Source organism: Serratia symbiotica, assembly GCF_000821185.2.
In the GTDB taxonomy this organism is placed as follows: domain Bacteria; phylum Pseudomonadota; class Gammaproteobacteria; order Enterobacterales; family Enterobacteriaceae; genus Serratia; species Serratia symbiotica.
In genome coordinates, this window is the sequence record NZ_CP050855.1 from 405,045 (window position 1) to 419,028 (window position 13,984).

Annotated in this window: 10 protein-coding genes and 2 pseudogenes; 5 read left to right on the forward strand and 7 right to left on the reverse strand. The window is 53.7% G+C overall.

Annotated features, from left to right (window positions below; all coding sequences use genetic code 11):
- Positions 1-17: 17 nt before the first annotated feature.
- Both groL and SYMBAF_RS02070 read left to right on the forward strand, forming a co-directional pair.
- Entirely contained in the window at positions 18-1,673 is a 1,656-nt protein-coding gene (gene groL, locus SYMBAF_RS02065) for a chaperonin GroEL (RefSeq protein ID WP_040264674.1), read from the forward strand.
- 278 nt (positions 1,674-1,951) lie between these two features.
- On the forward strand, positions 1,952-2,296 hold the full coding sequence (locus tag SYMBAF_RS02070) for a DUF4156 domain-containing protein (protein WP_040264675.1): 345 nt from the start codon (positions 1,952-1,954) through the stop codon (positions 2,294-2,296).
- 219 nt (positions 2,297-2,515) lie between these two features.
- Here the strand turns inward: SYMBAF_RS02070 and epmB are convergent, their stop codons facing one another.
- Complete coding sequence (gene epmB, locus SYMBAF_RS02075) at positions 2,516-3,544, reverse strand: EF-P beta-lysylation protein EpmB (RefSeq protein WP_040264676.1); 1,029 nt, start codon at positions 3,542-3,544, stop codon at positions 2,516-2,518.
- A gap of 41 nt (positions 3,545-3,585) precedes the next feature.
- Here epmB and efp point away from each other — a divergent pair, with 41 nt between their 5' ends.
- Positions 3,586-4,152 carry an elongation factor P gene (efp, locus tag SYMBAF_RS02080; RefSeq protein ID WP_040264677.1) on the forward strand — a complete coding sequence of 189 codons (567 nt, stop codon included), beginning with the start codon at positions 3,586-3,588 and terminating at the stop codon, positions 4,150-4,152.
- Between the two features lie 579 nt (positions 4,153-4,731).
- Positions 4,732-5,049 carry a quaternary ammonium compound efflux SMR transporter SugE gene (sugE, locus tag SYMBAF_RS02085; RefSeq protein WP_040264678.1) on the forward strand — a complete coding sequence of 106 codons (318 nt, stop codon included), beginning with the start codon at positions 4,732-4,734 and terminating at the stop codon, positions 5,047-5,049.
- A 10-nt stretch (positions 5,050-5,059) separates the two neighbouring features.
- Here sugE and frdD read toward each other — a convergent pair.
- The 4 genes and pseudogenes from frdD to frdA form a co-directional block, all read right to left on the reverse strand.
- Positions 5,060-5,257: pseudogene (gene frdD, locus SYMBAF_RS02090) on the reverse strand (fumarate reductase subunit FrdD); the annotation flags it as partial.
- 12 nt (positions 5,258-5,269) lie between these two features.
- A complete protein-coding gene (frdC, locus tag SYMBAF_RS02095) occupies positions 5,270-5,662 on the reverse strand; it encodes a fumarate reductase subunit FrdC (RefSeq protein ID WP_040264679.1) in 393 nt (130 codons plus the stop codon).
- A gap of 15 nt (positions 5,663-5,677) precedes the next feature.
- Complete coding sequence (locus tag SYMBAF_RS02100) at positions 5,678-6,412, reverse strand: succinate dehydrogenase/fumarate reductase iron-sulfur subunit (protein WP_040264680.1); 735 nt, start codon at positions 6,410-6,412, stop codon at positions 5,678-5,680.
- Positions 6,405-8,188 (reverse strand): annotated as a pseudogene (frdA, locus tag SYMBAF_RS02105) (fumarate reductase (quinol) flavoprotein subunit). The gene SYMBAF_RS02100 and the pseudogene frdA overlap by 8 nt, the downstream one beginning before the upstream one ends.
- 325 nt (positions 8,189-8,513) lie before the next feature.
- On the opposite strand from frdA, the gene epmA reads away from it, so the two are divergent.
- Entirely contained in the window at positions 8,514-9,491 is a 978-nt protein-coding gene (gene epmA, locus SYMBAF_RS02110; protein ID WP_040264681.1) for an elongation factor P--(R)-beta-lysine ligase, read from the forward strand.
- Between the two features lie 176 nt (positions 9,492-9,667).
- Here the strand turns inward: epmA and mscM are convergent, their stop codons facing one another.
- Both mscM and asd read right to left on the reverse strand, forming a co-directional pair.
- Complete coding sequence (mscM, locus tag SYMBAF_RS02115; protein WP_040264682.1) at positions 9,668-13,006, reverse strand: miniconductance mechanosensitive channel MscM; 3,339 nt, start codon at positions 13,004-13,006, stop codon at positions 9,668-9,670.
- A gap of 13 nt (positions 13,007-13,019) precedes the next feature.
- The gene (asd, locus tag SYMBAF_RS02120) at positions 13,020-13,916 is read right to left on the reverse strand and encodes an archaetidylserine decarboxylase (protein WP_040264683.1); all 897 of its coding nucleotides are present in this window, start codon (positions 13,914-13,916) and stop codon (positions 13,020-13,022) included.
- Between the last annotated feature and the right edge of the window lie 68 nt (positions 13,917-13,984).

Here is a 13,984-nt window from a genome sequence, read left to right on the forward strand (position 1 = left end):
GTTGAAGGGAAATACTAATGGCAGCTAAAGACGTAAAATTTGGCAATGATGCTCGCGTGAAAATGCTTCGCGGCGTAAATGTTCTCGCTGATGCAGTAAAAGTGACCTTAGGCCCGAAAGGCCGTAACGTAGTGCTGGATAAATCCTTCGGCGCTCCTACCATCACCAAAGATGGGGTATCCGTTGCGCGTGAAATCGAATTGGAAGACAAATTCGAGAACATGGGCGCGCAGATGGTGAAAGAAGTAGCTTCCAAAGCGAACGACGCTGCGGGCGACGGTACCACCACAGCAACCGTACTGGCACAATCTATCATCACCGAAGGCCTCAAGGCTGTGGCCGCTGGCATGAACCCGATGGATCTGAAGCGTGGCATCGACAAAGCAGTTGTTGCGGCGGTTGAAGAGCTTAAAAAACTGTCCGTACCTTGCTCTGACTCCAAAGCCATCGCTCAGGTAGGCACCATCTCTGCAAACTCCGACGAAACCGTGGGTAAATTGATTGCAGAAGCGATGGAAAAAGTGGGTAAAGAAGGCGTTATCACTGTTGAAGAAGGCACCGGTCTGCAAGATGAGCTGGATGTGGTAGAGGGTATGCAGTTTGACCGTGGTTACCTGTCTCCTTACTTCATCAACAAGCCAGAAACCGGTTCTGTAGAGTTGGAAAGTCCGTTCATTCTGTTGGCGGACAAAAAAATCTCCAACATCCGTGAAATGTTGCCGGTGTTGGAAGCCGTGGCGAAAGCCGGAAAACCACTGCTGATTATCGCTGAAGATGTTGAAGGCGAAGCACTGGCGACCCTGGTAGTTAACACGATGCGTGGCATTGTGAAAGTGGCTGCGGTTAAGGCACCTGGCTTCGGCGATCGTCGTAAAGCCATGTTGCAGGATATTGCAACCCTGACAGGCGGTACGGTTATCTCTGAAGAGATCGGTCTTGAACTGGAAAAAACCACACTGGAAGACTTGGGCCAGGCTAAACGCGTGGTGATCAACAAAGACACTACCACCATCATTGATGGCGTGGGAGATGAGGCGACCATCAAAGGCCGCGTTGCCCAGATCCGTCAACAGATCGAAGAAGCGACCTCTGATTACGATCGTGAAAAACTCCAGGAGCGCGTAGCTAAACTGGCTGGCGGCGTTGCCGTTATCAAAGTTGGTGCAGCGACTGAAGTTGAAATGAAAGAGAAGAAAGCCCGCGTTGAAGACGCCCTGCATGCAACCCGTGCTGCGGTAGAAGAAGGTGTGGTTGCTGGTGGTGGCGTTGCGCTGATCCGCGTGGCAGGTAAAATTAGCAGCCTGAAAGGCGACAACGAAGATCAGAATGTTGGTATTAAAGTTGCGCTGCGTGCGATGGAATCTCCACTGCGCCAGATAGTGATTAACGCCGGTGAAGAAGCTTCTGTGATCGCCAACAACGTGAAAGCGGGCGAAGGTAGCTACGGTTACAATGCTTACTCTGAAGAATATGGCGACATGATCGCGATGGGTATCCTGGACCCGACCAAAGTAACCCGTTCTGCTCTGCAATATGCGGCTTCTGTGGCTGGTCTGATGATCACCACTGAATGCATGGTTACCGATCTGCCGAAAAGTGATGCGCCTGATTTAGGCGGTGCTGGCGGTATGGGTGGCATGGGCGGTATGGGTGGTATGGGCGGCATGATGTAATATCCCCCACGCTTGCGTGTGCTATGAAACCCCGGTCAACGGTGAAACTGGCCGGGGTTGAATAAAATGGTCACTCCACCCTGTGAGCAGTATGCTGACAGGGTGTTTTTCTTTCTGCGGGACAGCATGCAAAATGTTATGCTCATTAGCTGGTAAACTGAAAAGTCATCAACGGTCACTTAAGGCGTTGGTCAAAAGTTGAGGCAACGGATGCTTAGGGGATAGCAACGTTTAAAAACAATTTTTTTATTAATTTTCAACATGATATGGGGAATAAAATGCGGATTAAAGCCTTGCTGGGTCTCTTGACCGTTGTACTGCTGGCAGGTTGCAGCACTTCTCATAAACTCACTACTGCAGGTCAGCAGATCACATTTACTGATAGCAAACAGGCGGCGGAATGCCAGTTACTTGGCGAAGTGACGGGTACTCAGAGCAATTGGTTGTCCGGTAACGGCGGTGAAGGTAGCTCAATACGCGGTGCAGCTAACGATCTGCGTAATAAGGCAGCGGCCATGGGAGGCAATATGATCTACGGTGCCAATAGCCCGAGCCAGAACCTGCTGGCGAGTTTCGTTCCACTGGATAGTAAAATGGTTGGGCAAGTTTATAAATGCCCTTAATAAATAAAAAAGAGGAATGCCTAAATATGACTCAGATTGATGACAAACCCCAGATGATGTCTTTCTGGGGTTTATTTTTTTAATTAATGATATTTAATCTATGGATTTATCGTGCTCGGGTGATGTGGTTCAATTATCGCCATCGGTTCTAGAAACACTTTGTCAGCAGTCTGAAAAAAATACCTAGGCATTTCTCTTTTTTTGCCTCTGCGGCGTACTTCAATCTTGTATTAGATGTAGGTCGAGCGGCGTTTTGCTCGGTTTGCCGCCCACTTCGCGCGTCAGGCGCGGCACCAGATAGCCGGAAACTTTGCTCAGCAGCGCCTGCATAATGGTGCGTGCTTCGTCGTCGCTTACCATGAAGTGCGCTGCCCCCTGTACCTTGTCCAGCATGTGGATGTAGTAGGGCAGAATACCGGCATCAAATAGCGCGTTGCTTAGCGCCGCCAGCGTGTCGGCATCGTCATTGATGCGACGCATTAGTACACTCTGGTTGAGCAGCGTCACCCCGGCCAGACGCAACTGTGCCATGGCCGCTTGCAGTTCGCGGTCAATCTCGTTTGCATGGTTGATATGGGTGACCATCAGCACCTGTAGACGCGATGCTGATAGCCATCGGCACAGTTCGGGTGTAATGCGTGCCGGGATCACTACCGGCAGGCGGGTATGAATACGCAGGCGCTTTAGGTGCGGGATAGCCGCCAACTCGCCGATCAGCCAGCCCAACTCATGATCTTTCGCCATCAGCGGATCGCCGCCTGAGAAAATAATTTCATCCAGTTCTGGATGTTGGCGGATATAATCCAGCGCCTGACGCCAGTTAGCCTTGTTGCCCTGATTGTCCTGATACGGGAAATGGCGGCGGAAGCAGTAGCGACAGTTGACTGCACACCCTCCCTTGACTAGTAGCAGCGCGCGATTGTGGTATTTGTGCAGCAGGCCCGGCACTACGCTGCGCTGTTCATCCAGCGGATCAGTGGTGAAACCGGGGGCGTTGATGAATTCTTCTTTGGCAGTGAGCACCTGGCGCAGCAGCGGGTCATTGGCATCGCCGGGCCGCATGCGCGCAGCAAAAGCGCGCGGCACCCGCAGCGCGAACAGCCGACGGGCATCGCGCCCCTGTGACAGTTCTGGATGTGTACTCAATGACAAAAGCCGCAGTAATTCATCAGGATTGGTAATAACATCGGCGAGTTGATGTAACCAATCTTCTCTATAAGCTGTATTTTGAGTTACAATGTGTGCCATTTTTTGGCTAAGCTACCAGTTCAAATATTTAGAGGGCCATCATGGCGACTTATTCTAGCAACGATTTCCGTCCGGGTCTTAAAATCATGTTCGAGGGCGAACCTTACGCTGTCGAGTCAAGCGAGTTCGTTAAGCCTGGTAAAGGCCAGGCGTTTGCCCGCGTAAAAATGCGCCGTTTGTTGACTGGCACCCGCGTGGAAAAAACTTTTAAATCTACCGATTCTTGTGAAGGCGCAGATGTTATTGATACCAACATGAACTACCTGTACAGCGACGGTGATTTCTATCACTTTATGCACCCTGAGACTTTTGAGCAGCATCAGGTTGAAGCAAAAACCGTCTCTGATGCGGCAAAGTGGCTCCAGGATAATGCGGAATGTATTATCACTCTGTGGAACGGCCGTCCTATCGCTGTTCAGCCACCAAACTTTATCGAAGCAGAAATCACTGATACCGATCCAGGGCTGAAAGGTGATACTGCAGGTTCTGGTGGTAAGCCAGCAACCCTGAGTACCGGTGCTGTGGTTAAAGTGCCATTGTTCGTACAGATTGGCGAAGTGGTTCGTGTTGACACCCGTTCTGGCGAGTACGTCTCTCGCGTTAAATAATTGTCAAGGCAGAGGAGCCACTGTGCTTCCTCTGTTTTATCCCTGCCCGTTGCACGTTGGCAGACTCCACATGATGGAGAAAACTCTGTTGGCTGTGGTCACCCTGTGATTACTGATGTTCTTTAGCGGTTGTAAGTAGGTTTCGCGGTTCTGGCGAAGATGTTTAGGCTATATCGCTTACAGCCAGCTAAGATCACTAGATATATACCCGTCATACATTGAGTTGCCTATGCGTGAGCTTTCTTCGCTCACCCCAGTCACTGACGGGTGTCAGCGCCTGGGGACGAATCAACCTCATCTCTGAGGTTCAGCCGGTGCCCACGCCAGCGCTGTTCAAATCAGTTCCCAACCGATTTGTCACTGCGTTGCCGCCTTCCTGCCACTCGAATGATTTAGGGTATAGTTATGTATTCGTGCGAAGAAAGGCGGTATTAGACCGCAAGCCTTACTAAATTTTACGCAGTTTAGGACGCGGCTTGCCCACTTAAAGGGCTGTTGTTTGGCCGTTATCAAGCGAACGGGCCGACCCGTTTACGCATCATTATTTTGGGACGCCCCCAAACTTATGGAGGCCGTTTTATGGCCTGGATTGTTTTGCTTATTGCTGGTTTGCTCGAAGTGGTGTGGGCTATTGGTCTGAAATACACCCAGGGTTTCACCCGTTTGACCCCCAGCATCATCACCATCGCCGCGATGGTAATCAGCATGTTGCTGTTGGCGCATGCGATGAAAACGTTGCCTACCGGCACCGCCTATGCGGTGTGGACTGGCATCGGTGCGGTAGGGGCGGCAATTATGGGGATGGTACTGTTGGGCGAGTCGACCAACATCGCTCGTATTATCAGCCTGTGCCTGATTGTGATCGGTATTCTTGGCCTGAAGTTCAGCAGTCATTAGGAAGTTGGGAGAGGCGGCCGATCAGGCTTTGGCAGAACGCCAGCACTCTTTCATAGCTCAGTGCTTCGCCGGGGAACAGTCCCAACGGCAGCAGAATGCCGACCAGTAACACCATGGCTGGCGCGGCTATCGCACTCCACATGCCGCCAGCGCCGAACAATCCCCAGAAAATTGGTTCGTCAGAGCGTTCAGGTGCTTGATTTATCATATTTCCTCCGTATTACATCAGGGTCACGGCCAGAATGATCACACTGACTACCAGGGTGACCGCCCATAGTCCTATGACGATCGGCATTGGCCCCATTCTTTCGCTGTTAATCACGATATTGGCGGCTTTTGGTGCCAGATCGAACCAAGTTTTGGTGTGCAGTATCGCTGCCAGCAGGGCGACCACATGAATCAGTAGCACCAACGGGTTTTGCAGGAAACCGACGAAATTGGCCCAGTTGTCCGCGCCGCCTTTCAGCGCGAACACGCCATACAGCAGCACGATGCTAAACCATACCGCCAGCACCGAGGTGCCTTCGCGCAGCATATAGAAGCGATAGAAGCCAAGTTTTTGCCACCAAGACGGCGTCATGGCGCGCACATAGGGCTTACGTTGAGTTTTCATGGTAAATTTTCTCCCCTATTGCGGCTTCAGCATGGTGATCATGAAGTCTTTAGTGCTTTCCACTTTGCCTTGCTGAATGGCGGCGGCCGGATCGACGTGTTTCGGACAGACTTCGGAACAATAGCCGACGAAGGTACAGCTCCAGACGCCATTCTGGCCGTTGAGCGGCACCATGCGCTTTTTTTTGCCGTGGTCGCGGTTATCCAGGTTGTAGCGCTGCGCCAAGGTGATCGCCGCCGGGCCGATAAATTGCGGATTGAGGCCGAACTGCGGGCAAGCGGCATAGCACAGGCCACAGTTGATGCAGCCGGAAAACTGGTGATACTTTGCCATTTGTGCTGGGGTTTGCACGTTCGCGCCTTCCTCCGGTTTGCGGTTGTTGCCGATGATATAGGGCTTCATCGCCTCCAGGCTCTCAATAAAGTGGGTCATGTCGACCACCAGATCGCGCTCGATCGGGAAGTTGCCCAGTGCTTCGGCCTTCATGCCGTCGCTGTATTCACGCAAGAAGGTTTTGCAGGCCAACTTCGGCACTTGGTTGACCATCATGCCGCATGAACCGCAGATTGCCATGCGGCAAGACCAGCGGTAGGAAAGATCCGGTGCCAAGTTATCCTTGATGTAACCTAATGCGTCGAGCAGCGAAGTCTGCTCATCGTAAGGCACCGAGAAGGTCTCGAAATACGGTTTGGTATCGCATTCTGGGTTGTAGCGCATGACTTCGATTTTCAGGGGGGTCATCTCAGTCATTGGCCTGCTCCTTATTCTTTTTCTCGTGCGCATCGGCTTCAGCACCGTAAACGCGTTTCGCTGGTGGCAGTTTGGTGATTTTCACATCGCTGTACTCTAGGTGTGGTGCGCCATTTGGGTTATGAAACGTCAGCGTGTGCTTGAGAAAGTTGACATCGTCACGTTCGGTGCAGCCTTCGTCCAAACGCTGGTGTGCACCGCGTGATTCTTTGCGATTGATGGCGGAGTGCGCCATGCATTCGGCAACGTCTAATCCGTATCCCAGCTCGATGGTGTATAGCAGGTCGGTGTTGAATACGCTGGCGTTGTCGGTGATTTTGACCCGTTTGAAGCGTTCTTTCAGTTCCGCCAGCTTATCGATGGTTTTTTGCATCAGATCTGGCGTACGGTAGATACCGCAACCTTCTTCCATCGATAGACCCATTTCGTCGCGGATCTTCGACCAATTTTCGTTGCCTTCTTGTGTCATCAGGCTGCTTAGTCGGGTCTCGACATCGCGTCCTTGGGCTTCAAGTACACTACTGTTGGCCGGGCCGCTTTCCAGCGCCCATCGTGCGGCGTGTTCACCGGCTACCTTCCCGAATACCACCAACTCGGCCAGCGAATTGGAACCGAGGCGGTTGGCACCATGCAGCCCAACGGAAGAGCACTCGCCAACCGCGAATAACCCCTTGATACGGGTTTCGCAGGTCTGGTTGGATTCAATGCCGCCCATGGTGTAGTGCACAGTTGGGCGTACTGGGATCGGCTCCTGCACGGGATCGACGCCGACGTAGTCTATGGCCAGCTCGCAGATGAACGGTAGCCGCTCCAGTAGCTTTTTCTCACCCAGATGGCGCAGATCAAGATAGACTAGATCGCCGCGTGAGGTGGCGATGGTGCGGCCAGCACGCCATTCGTGCCAGAACGCCTGGGAGACTTTGTCGCGTGGGCCAAGCTCCATGGTTCGCCTACTGGTGTTTCCGGCCCCATACCGTAATCCTGTAGGTAACGGTAGCCATCCTTGTTGATCAGAATGCCACCTTCACCACGGCAGCCTTCAGTCATCAGGATACCGGAGCCGGGTAGGCCAGTTGGGTGATATTGTACGAATTCCATATCGCGCAATGGCACGCCATGGTGGAACGCCATGCCCATGCCATCACCGGTGACGATGCCGCCGTTGGTGTTGTAACGATAAACGCGCCCAGCACCGCCGGTGGCCATGATGACAGCATTGGCATGGATCGGCACACGGGTGCCTTCCAGCATATTCATCGCCACTAGGCCGCGTGCCTGCCCCTCATCCACCAGGATATCCAGCACAAAATGCTCGTCGAAGCGCTGGATCTGCGGGTACTTTAGCGAGGTCTGAAATAGGGTATGCAGCATATGGAAGCCGGTCTTGTCGGCGGCGAACCAGGTGCGCTCAATCTTGATGCCGCCGAAACGGCGCACGTTGACTGAGCCGTCCGGTTTGCGGCTCCATGGGCAGCCCCATTGTTCGAGTTGGGTCATTTTACGTGGGCATTGATGCACGAAATGATCGACTACATCCTGCTCACACAACCAATCGCCGCCAGCGACGGTATCATGGAAGTGGTAATCAAAGGTATCGTGATCCTGAGTGACAGCAGCGGAACCCCCTTCAGCGGCGACCGTATGGCTGCGCATCGGGTAAACTTTAGAGATCAGTGCGATTTTAAGTTGGGGGTTGGCTTCCGCTGCGGCTATTGCGGCACGTAAACCAGCGCCCCCGGCTCCAACAATGGCAAGATCGGCGTTAAAAGTTTGCACTGCATTCCTCCAATGTTCTGCTAAGAGCGGTAAAATTTAAAAATTAGTGAAACTCTTTGGGTGTTAATTTATTAACATTGTTATTTTTTTGTTAATTTTGGCTATCTCCCATCAGTTTATGCGGAATTAACTATACCTAAAGCCCAGCAGGAGAAATTTGCTGTAATCGATTGTTTTGTCGATTAACTACCCATCGGCGTGTTTAGCGCGCTTTCACCTTTATTCTTGGCTTTTTAATGTGATCACTCCGCCGCAGGTGAAGAATTTGTTTGCGTGATGGGATACGAGTAGACTGCATCTCCTGTTTGATTTCGGAGTATTGAGCATGAGCGAAGCGGCAAGCTGGCAACCAAGTGCACCCATCGCCAATTTGTTGAAACGCGCAGCAATCCTGGCTGAGATCCGGCGTTTCTTCGCCGATCGTGGCGTGCTTGAAGTTGAGACGCCCACCATGAGTCAGGCGACGGTTACCGATATTCACCTGTTTCCGTTCCAGACGCGTTTCGTCGGGCCGGGGGCGGCGGACGGCCTGACGCTTTATATGATGACCAGCCCGGAATACCACATGAAACGCTTGCTGGCCGCAGGTAGTGGTTCGATTTATCAGTTGGGCCGCAGTTTCCGCAATGAAGAGGCTGGGCGCTATCACAACCCGGAATTCACCATGCTGGAATGGTACCGCCCCCACTACGACATGTACCGGCTGATGAATGAAGTGGACGATCTACTGCAACAGGTGTTGGATTGCGCTAGCGCGGAGACCCTGTCCTATCAGCAGGCGTTCCTGCGCCACTTGGATATCGATCCGCTGTCGGCAGAGAAAGCACAGTTGCGCGAAGTGGCAGCCAAGCTCGATCTGAGCAATGTTGCCGATAGCGAAGAAGATCGTGACACCTTGCTGCAACTGTTGTTCACCATTGGGGTGGAGCCACTCATTGGCCGTGAAAAGCCTGCTTTTGTGTACCACTTCCCGGCCAGCCAGGCGGCATTGGCGGAGATCAGCACCGAAGACCACCGAGTGGCGGAGCGTTTTGAGGTGTACTTCAAAGGTATCGAACTGGCGAATGGCTTCCGTGAACTGACCGATGGCAGCGAACAGCGTCAACGTTTTGAGCAGGACAACCGTAAACGTGCGCAGCGCGGCTTGCCGCAGCACCCGATCGACAACAATTTGCTGGATGCCCTGCAACATGGCATACCCGCCTGCTCCGGAGTGGCGTTGGGCGTCGATCGGTTGGTGATGTTGGCGCTAGGTGCCGAGAGCCTGAGTGATGTGCTGGCCTTCCCGGTAGGGCGCGCGTAAACATCCGCTTCTCTGAATAGCAAAAGGGTTCGCATTGCATGAACTGCCCCCCGGAAGTTGGACGGGGTAAATTCAAGGGGCCTGGAGAGGTGCAGTTTTTATCAAGTATTCACTCCAGTTCAAACTCGACGCCATCCGGTATTATCTTACTGAACCCTTTTTTACTGCTCCATTGGCTACAGGCTACCGGATTCGCGTTTGGTGTTATGCGGCGGCGTGGAAGGTGGTATGCGGCCATTGTTGGTCAGCCGCGATAGTGTCTCGCTGCGTACCTGGAATGGCGGGTATGGTAGGGTAATGCCATGCTGGCGGTAGCCGGAAAGGATCAATTGGTGAATTTCATGGCGCAGCGGCATGCGGTGACCCATCTCGGCGGCGTAGATGCGCAGTTCGAAGATCTGAATGCCCTGTTGCAGATCGACCAGATAAACCTCTGGTGCCGGGTTGTCCAACACCAGCGAACAGCGCTCGGCGGCGTTGGTCAGGATCTTGGTCACCTCTTCGCTGTTGGCATCGGCTGGGGCTGGTACGGTCAGCACCACACGAGTCAGGGTGTCCGATAGCGACCAGTTGATGAATTGCTCGGTGATGAATGCCTTGTTTGGCACGATGATCTCCTTGCGATCCCAATCCGAAATAGTGGTGGCACGGGTGTTGATCTTGGTAACGCTGCCAGTCAGATTGCGGATCGTTACCGTATCGCCGATGCGGATCGGTTTCTCAAACAGGATAATCAGGCCGGAGATAAAGTTGGAGAAGATTTCCTGCATACCGAAGCCCAACCCCAGACTGAGCGCAGTGACCACCCATTGCAGTTTCGACCATTCGATGCCAATCCAGGAGAAGCTGAGCACTGCACCAAACAGCAGCAGCAGATACTTGGTGATGGTGGTAATGGCGTATCCGGTACCTGGCGTCAGATCCAGATGTTGCAGCACCGCCAGTTCCAATAGTGCCGGTAGGTTGCGCACCAACTGCATGGTGATGATCAACACTAGAATGGCGATCAGCACGGCACCCAAGGTGATTGGGTGCGTGGTTTCCACGCCATTGACCATCGAGGTAACGTCCCATAGGGAGATGTTTCCCAGGAAGGCAAAGGCGGAGTGGATCTCTGACCACAACACGATCACCGACATCAACGCGATCATCGTCAGGATCGAGCGCACCAACTGCAACGATTGGGCGCTGATGGCGTCCAGATTGATCTCTGAATCATCCATATCCATCGAGCCTTCGATACTGTTCGGTGTATGCGGCGTTTCTTCTTCGCCACGGGTGCGCTGCGCCAGAATGTCGGCACGGCGCTGCTTGGCACGGTCAAAGGCGATGCGCCGTCGCTGGATCAGCATCCAGCGACGAATAATGTGATAAACCACCAGTAGGAAGAACCAGATCGCGACCGAGGTTTCTAACCGTGCCAGCAATGCCTGTGAGGTGGCCAGGTAGCCAACGCTGGCGGCCAGTGCCGCCAGCAAGGGTGCTGACAGCAGTAGCCCCCACAGCGCGCTGTTGACCATGTTGTCGCCGGAGCCTTTTTTGTCGAGATGCAGCGGGATGCCAGCGCGTTTCAGGCTGTTGGTGACGATGGCCAGTGCCAGGCACAGCAGGATGAAGCACAGCCGGCCCAGAGTATTGGCAAATTCACGTTCTTTCAGGCTGTCAAAGGTGATCAACGCCATGAGTAATGGCACGATCAGCCAGATCGACATCTTGTAGTAGCGCATGGCCAATGAAACCTGTTTCACTGGCCAGCGGAAGTGCACGATAAAAAGTCCTTGCGGATGGGCGAAGGCGGCGCAGATCATGCATACCCACAGGATCGGTAGTGTGGCAGTGACCCCCTTGCCGATCGCTTCTGCCACCGGGTAGTTCCAGGCGCTCTGCAAGCCAAAGCCGAGCGCTGCCCATAGCACTGGCAACGGTAGCGCCACCAGAATCGACCAGAATACGGTACGCAGCGTCAGGGAGAACTCGTCTTGCGTGACCTTGCCCACTCGGCTGCTGGCGCGCGCCAGGAAGGCGTGATAGTGCTTGCGTGAGCTGATGCTGAAAATCACCAGCAGTAGGGCACCAAAGATCGGGATCAGCGTTTCGCGGCTAGTCACCATCATCATAAAGGCACCGCCAAGCTGTGCCAGCGTATCTAGCGACAACAAGCGTGTCAGATCGTGCGCGACGTTAAGGGGGGAGGACAGGGTGATCGGATTGACGTTCGGCACCCAGAACAAATAACGATGGGCGGCGTCGCGGATTTCATTCAAGGCCTCAATCCACTGAGTGTTGGCGACTTTCAGTTTGGTCAGTTCGATGATCTGGGTATCGCAGCCGGATAGCAGCGAGTTAAGCAATTCACGTTGAGTGCGCAGTTGCGCATCAGCGATGCGGCGCTCCGCGTTGGTCAGTTCACTGCCATCGTCGCGCTTGAATTGGTGTTGTGGCAGTTTCTCCAACTGATTTTCAAACCGCAGACGCTGTACGCGTAACTGAACCATATCGCCGTCTAACTGCTGCGGTTTGGGCATATCTGGCAGCGTTGCTACTTGGGCGCGCAGGGTTTCACCCAACACCGACGAGGAACCGAGCCATTGTGCCTGCTCAACGATGGTGCTTAGCGCCTGACGCACCTGTAACGTTTGTACTGCGGCCTGCCGTTGTTGGGAGGAGATCAAATCCATACGCTGTGCTTGGTTGTTCAGCGCAGTAGAAAGGACACGGTTAATCTGCAACTGTTCACTGATGCTTTTTGGCAGATTGCCGTTTTGTTCCGCCAACTGCTCGGTTCTTTCCAACGCCAGTTCGGCTTCGCGTTGGCGCTGTGCGTTGAGGTTGTTACGTAGTGCCAGCAACTGAACGTCAAATTTCTCGTGGCGCTTTTTGTAAACCTCAGCGCGCATCCGCGCCAGTTCCTGGCGGTTGTTGGCCGACAGTTGCGCCAGTTCTAGCTCATCCACCTTGGCTTTGCGTGCTGCGGCTTCTGCCTGTAACAGCACCAGCGCCGCTTGAGTATATGCGGTGGTAGATTGCGCTTGCAGGCGGCGCTGTACTTCGGCCAGCGCCCGGCGAGCATCGGTCTGTTGTTGCAACTGTTGGCCGAGTGAATCGCTAATTTCCCGTGTACGTTCCTGTTCCTGTTGCAGCAGACGTGCCTGTTCCAGCAGTAGGCTGCTGGTCTGTAGGATCTGCTGTTCCAGAACGCTGGCCGGTAGATTGTCGCTATTGGGTAGGATTTTGCTGTTTTCCTGCGCTAACTGATGGCGCAATTCCAGCATCATCTGCGGGAAGTCATCGATTACCCGCTGATACTGTTCGGAACGTGCCATCGACTCCTTACGCTCCGAGAGCCAGTTGAGGGCGCTATGCAGCGTCTCAATGGTTTCCACCTGATTAGGCGTGTTCTTATTACCCTCGGCCTGTTTCAACTCTTGCTGGAGCTGAGCTTCAGTGGGTACCGTGGCGGCCAGCACCGGTTGGAATAGTAAATAGCCGAGCAGTAGCGTAATAATCAGGCGCACAGCGTTAATTCCTTCAGATCTGCGGTGATTCAGCAGCGGCAACTGCGGCTAGGATTTCGGCAAAAGCCTCGCCCATGCGTGTGACGCTGCCGTTATTCAACTGTGGTGCGAACTGCACGCTGCCTGCGGTAAACAGGTTGATCACCGTCGAACCGAGTTTGAAGCGGCCCATTTCGGCACCTTTTTCCAACGCAATCGCCCCTTCTTCACCTGTGGCAGGGTAAGCCCAGCGTTTGATGATACCTTCGCGTGGTGGTGTGACGGTACCAGCCCAGACGGTTTCGATGCTGCCGACGATGGTGGCACCGACCAGGATTTGCACCATTGGACCTATGGCGGTATCAAACACGCAGATCACGCGTTCGTTGCGCGCAAACAGGTTTGGCACGTGGGCGGCGGTGAGCGGATTCACCGAGAACAAATCGCCGGGCACGTAGATCATTTCGCGCAGCACGCCAGCGCACGGCATATGCACGCGGTGATAGTCGCGCGGTGCCAGGTAAGTAGTAGCAAACAAGCCGTTGCGGAAAGGTTCAACCAGCATAGAGTTACCGGCCAGCAGCGCTTCCAGGCTGTAGTGGTGACCTTTGGCCTGGAAAATCAGGTCGTCGCGGATCGGGCCGAGCTGGCTGATGGTGCCATCGGCAGGTAGGGCAAGCCAGTTGGTGTCGCCGATGATTGGCCGCGCGCCTTCACGCAGCGGACGCACGAAGAAATCGTTAAAGGTTACGTAGGAGGCCAGATCTGGATTTTGTGCTGTCTGCATATCTACACGGTAGTAGCGGGTGAAGGTTTTCACTACCAGTTGGGTCAGCCAGCCAGCTTGTTTACTCGCACCCCAGCCAGCCAGACGGGTCAGTGCCTGTTTTGGCAACCAATACTGCAATTTAATCTTGATGTTATCTAGCACATTAACCTCTTGAATAATAAAGGGTACGCATTGTAATGTGGGTTACCCCACTGCCAATGTTGCTCGCG

Bases quoted from the DNA above. Each gene is read 5' to 3' on its own strand.
- epmB (WP_040264676.1), bottom strand. From the start codon at position 3,544: ATGGCACACATTGTAACTCAAAATACAGCTTATAGAGAAGATTGGTTA.
- frdC (WP_040264679.1), bottom strand. From the start codon at position 5,662: ATGAAAACTCAACGTAAGCCCTATGTGCGCGCCATGACGCCGTCTTGG.
- SYMBAF_RS02070 (WP_040264675.1), top strand. From the start codon at position 1,952: ATGCGGATTAAAGCCTTGCTGGGTCTCTTGACCGTTGTACTGCTGGCA.
- groL (WP_040264674.1), top strand. From the start codon at position 18: ATGGCAGCTAAAGACGTAAAATTTGGCAATGATGCTCGCGTGAAAATG.
- efp (WP_040264677.1), top strand. From the start codon at position 3,586: ATGGCGACTTATTCTAGCAACGATTTCCGTCCGGGTCTTAAAATCATG.
- SYMBAF_RS02100 (WP_040264680.1), bottom strand. From the start codon at position 6,412: ATGACTGAGATGACCCCCCTGAAAATCGAAGTCATGCGCTACAACCCA.
- sugE (WP_040264678.1), top strand. From the start codon at position 4,732: ATGGCCTGGATTGTTTTGCTTATTGCTGGTTTGCTCGAAGTGGTGTGG.
- epmA (WP_040264681.1), top strand. From the start codon at position 8,514: ATGAGCGAAGCGGCAAGCTGGCAACCAAGTGCACCCATCGCCAATTTG.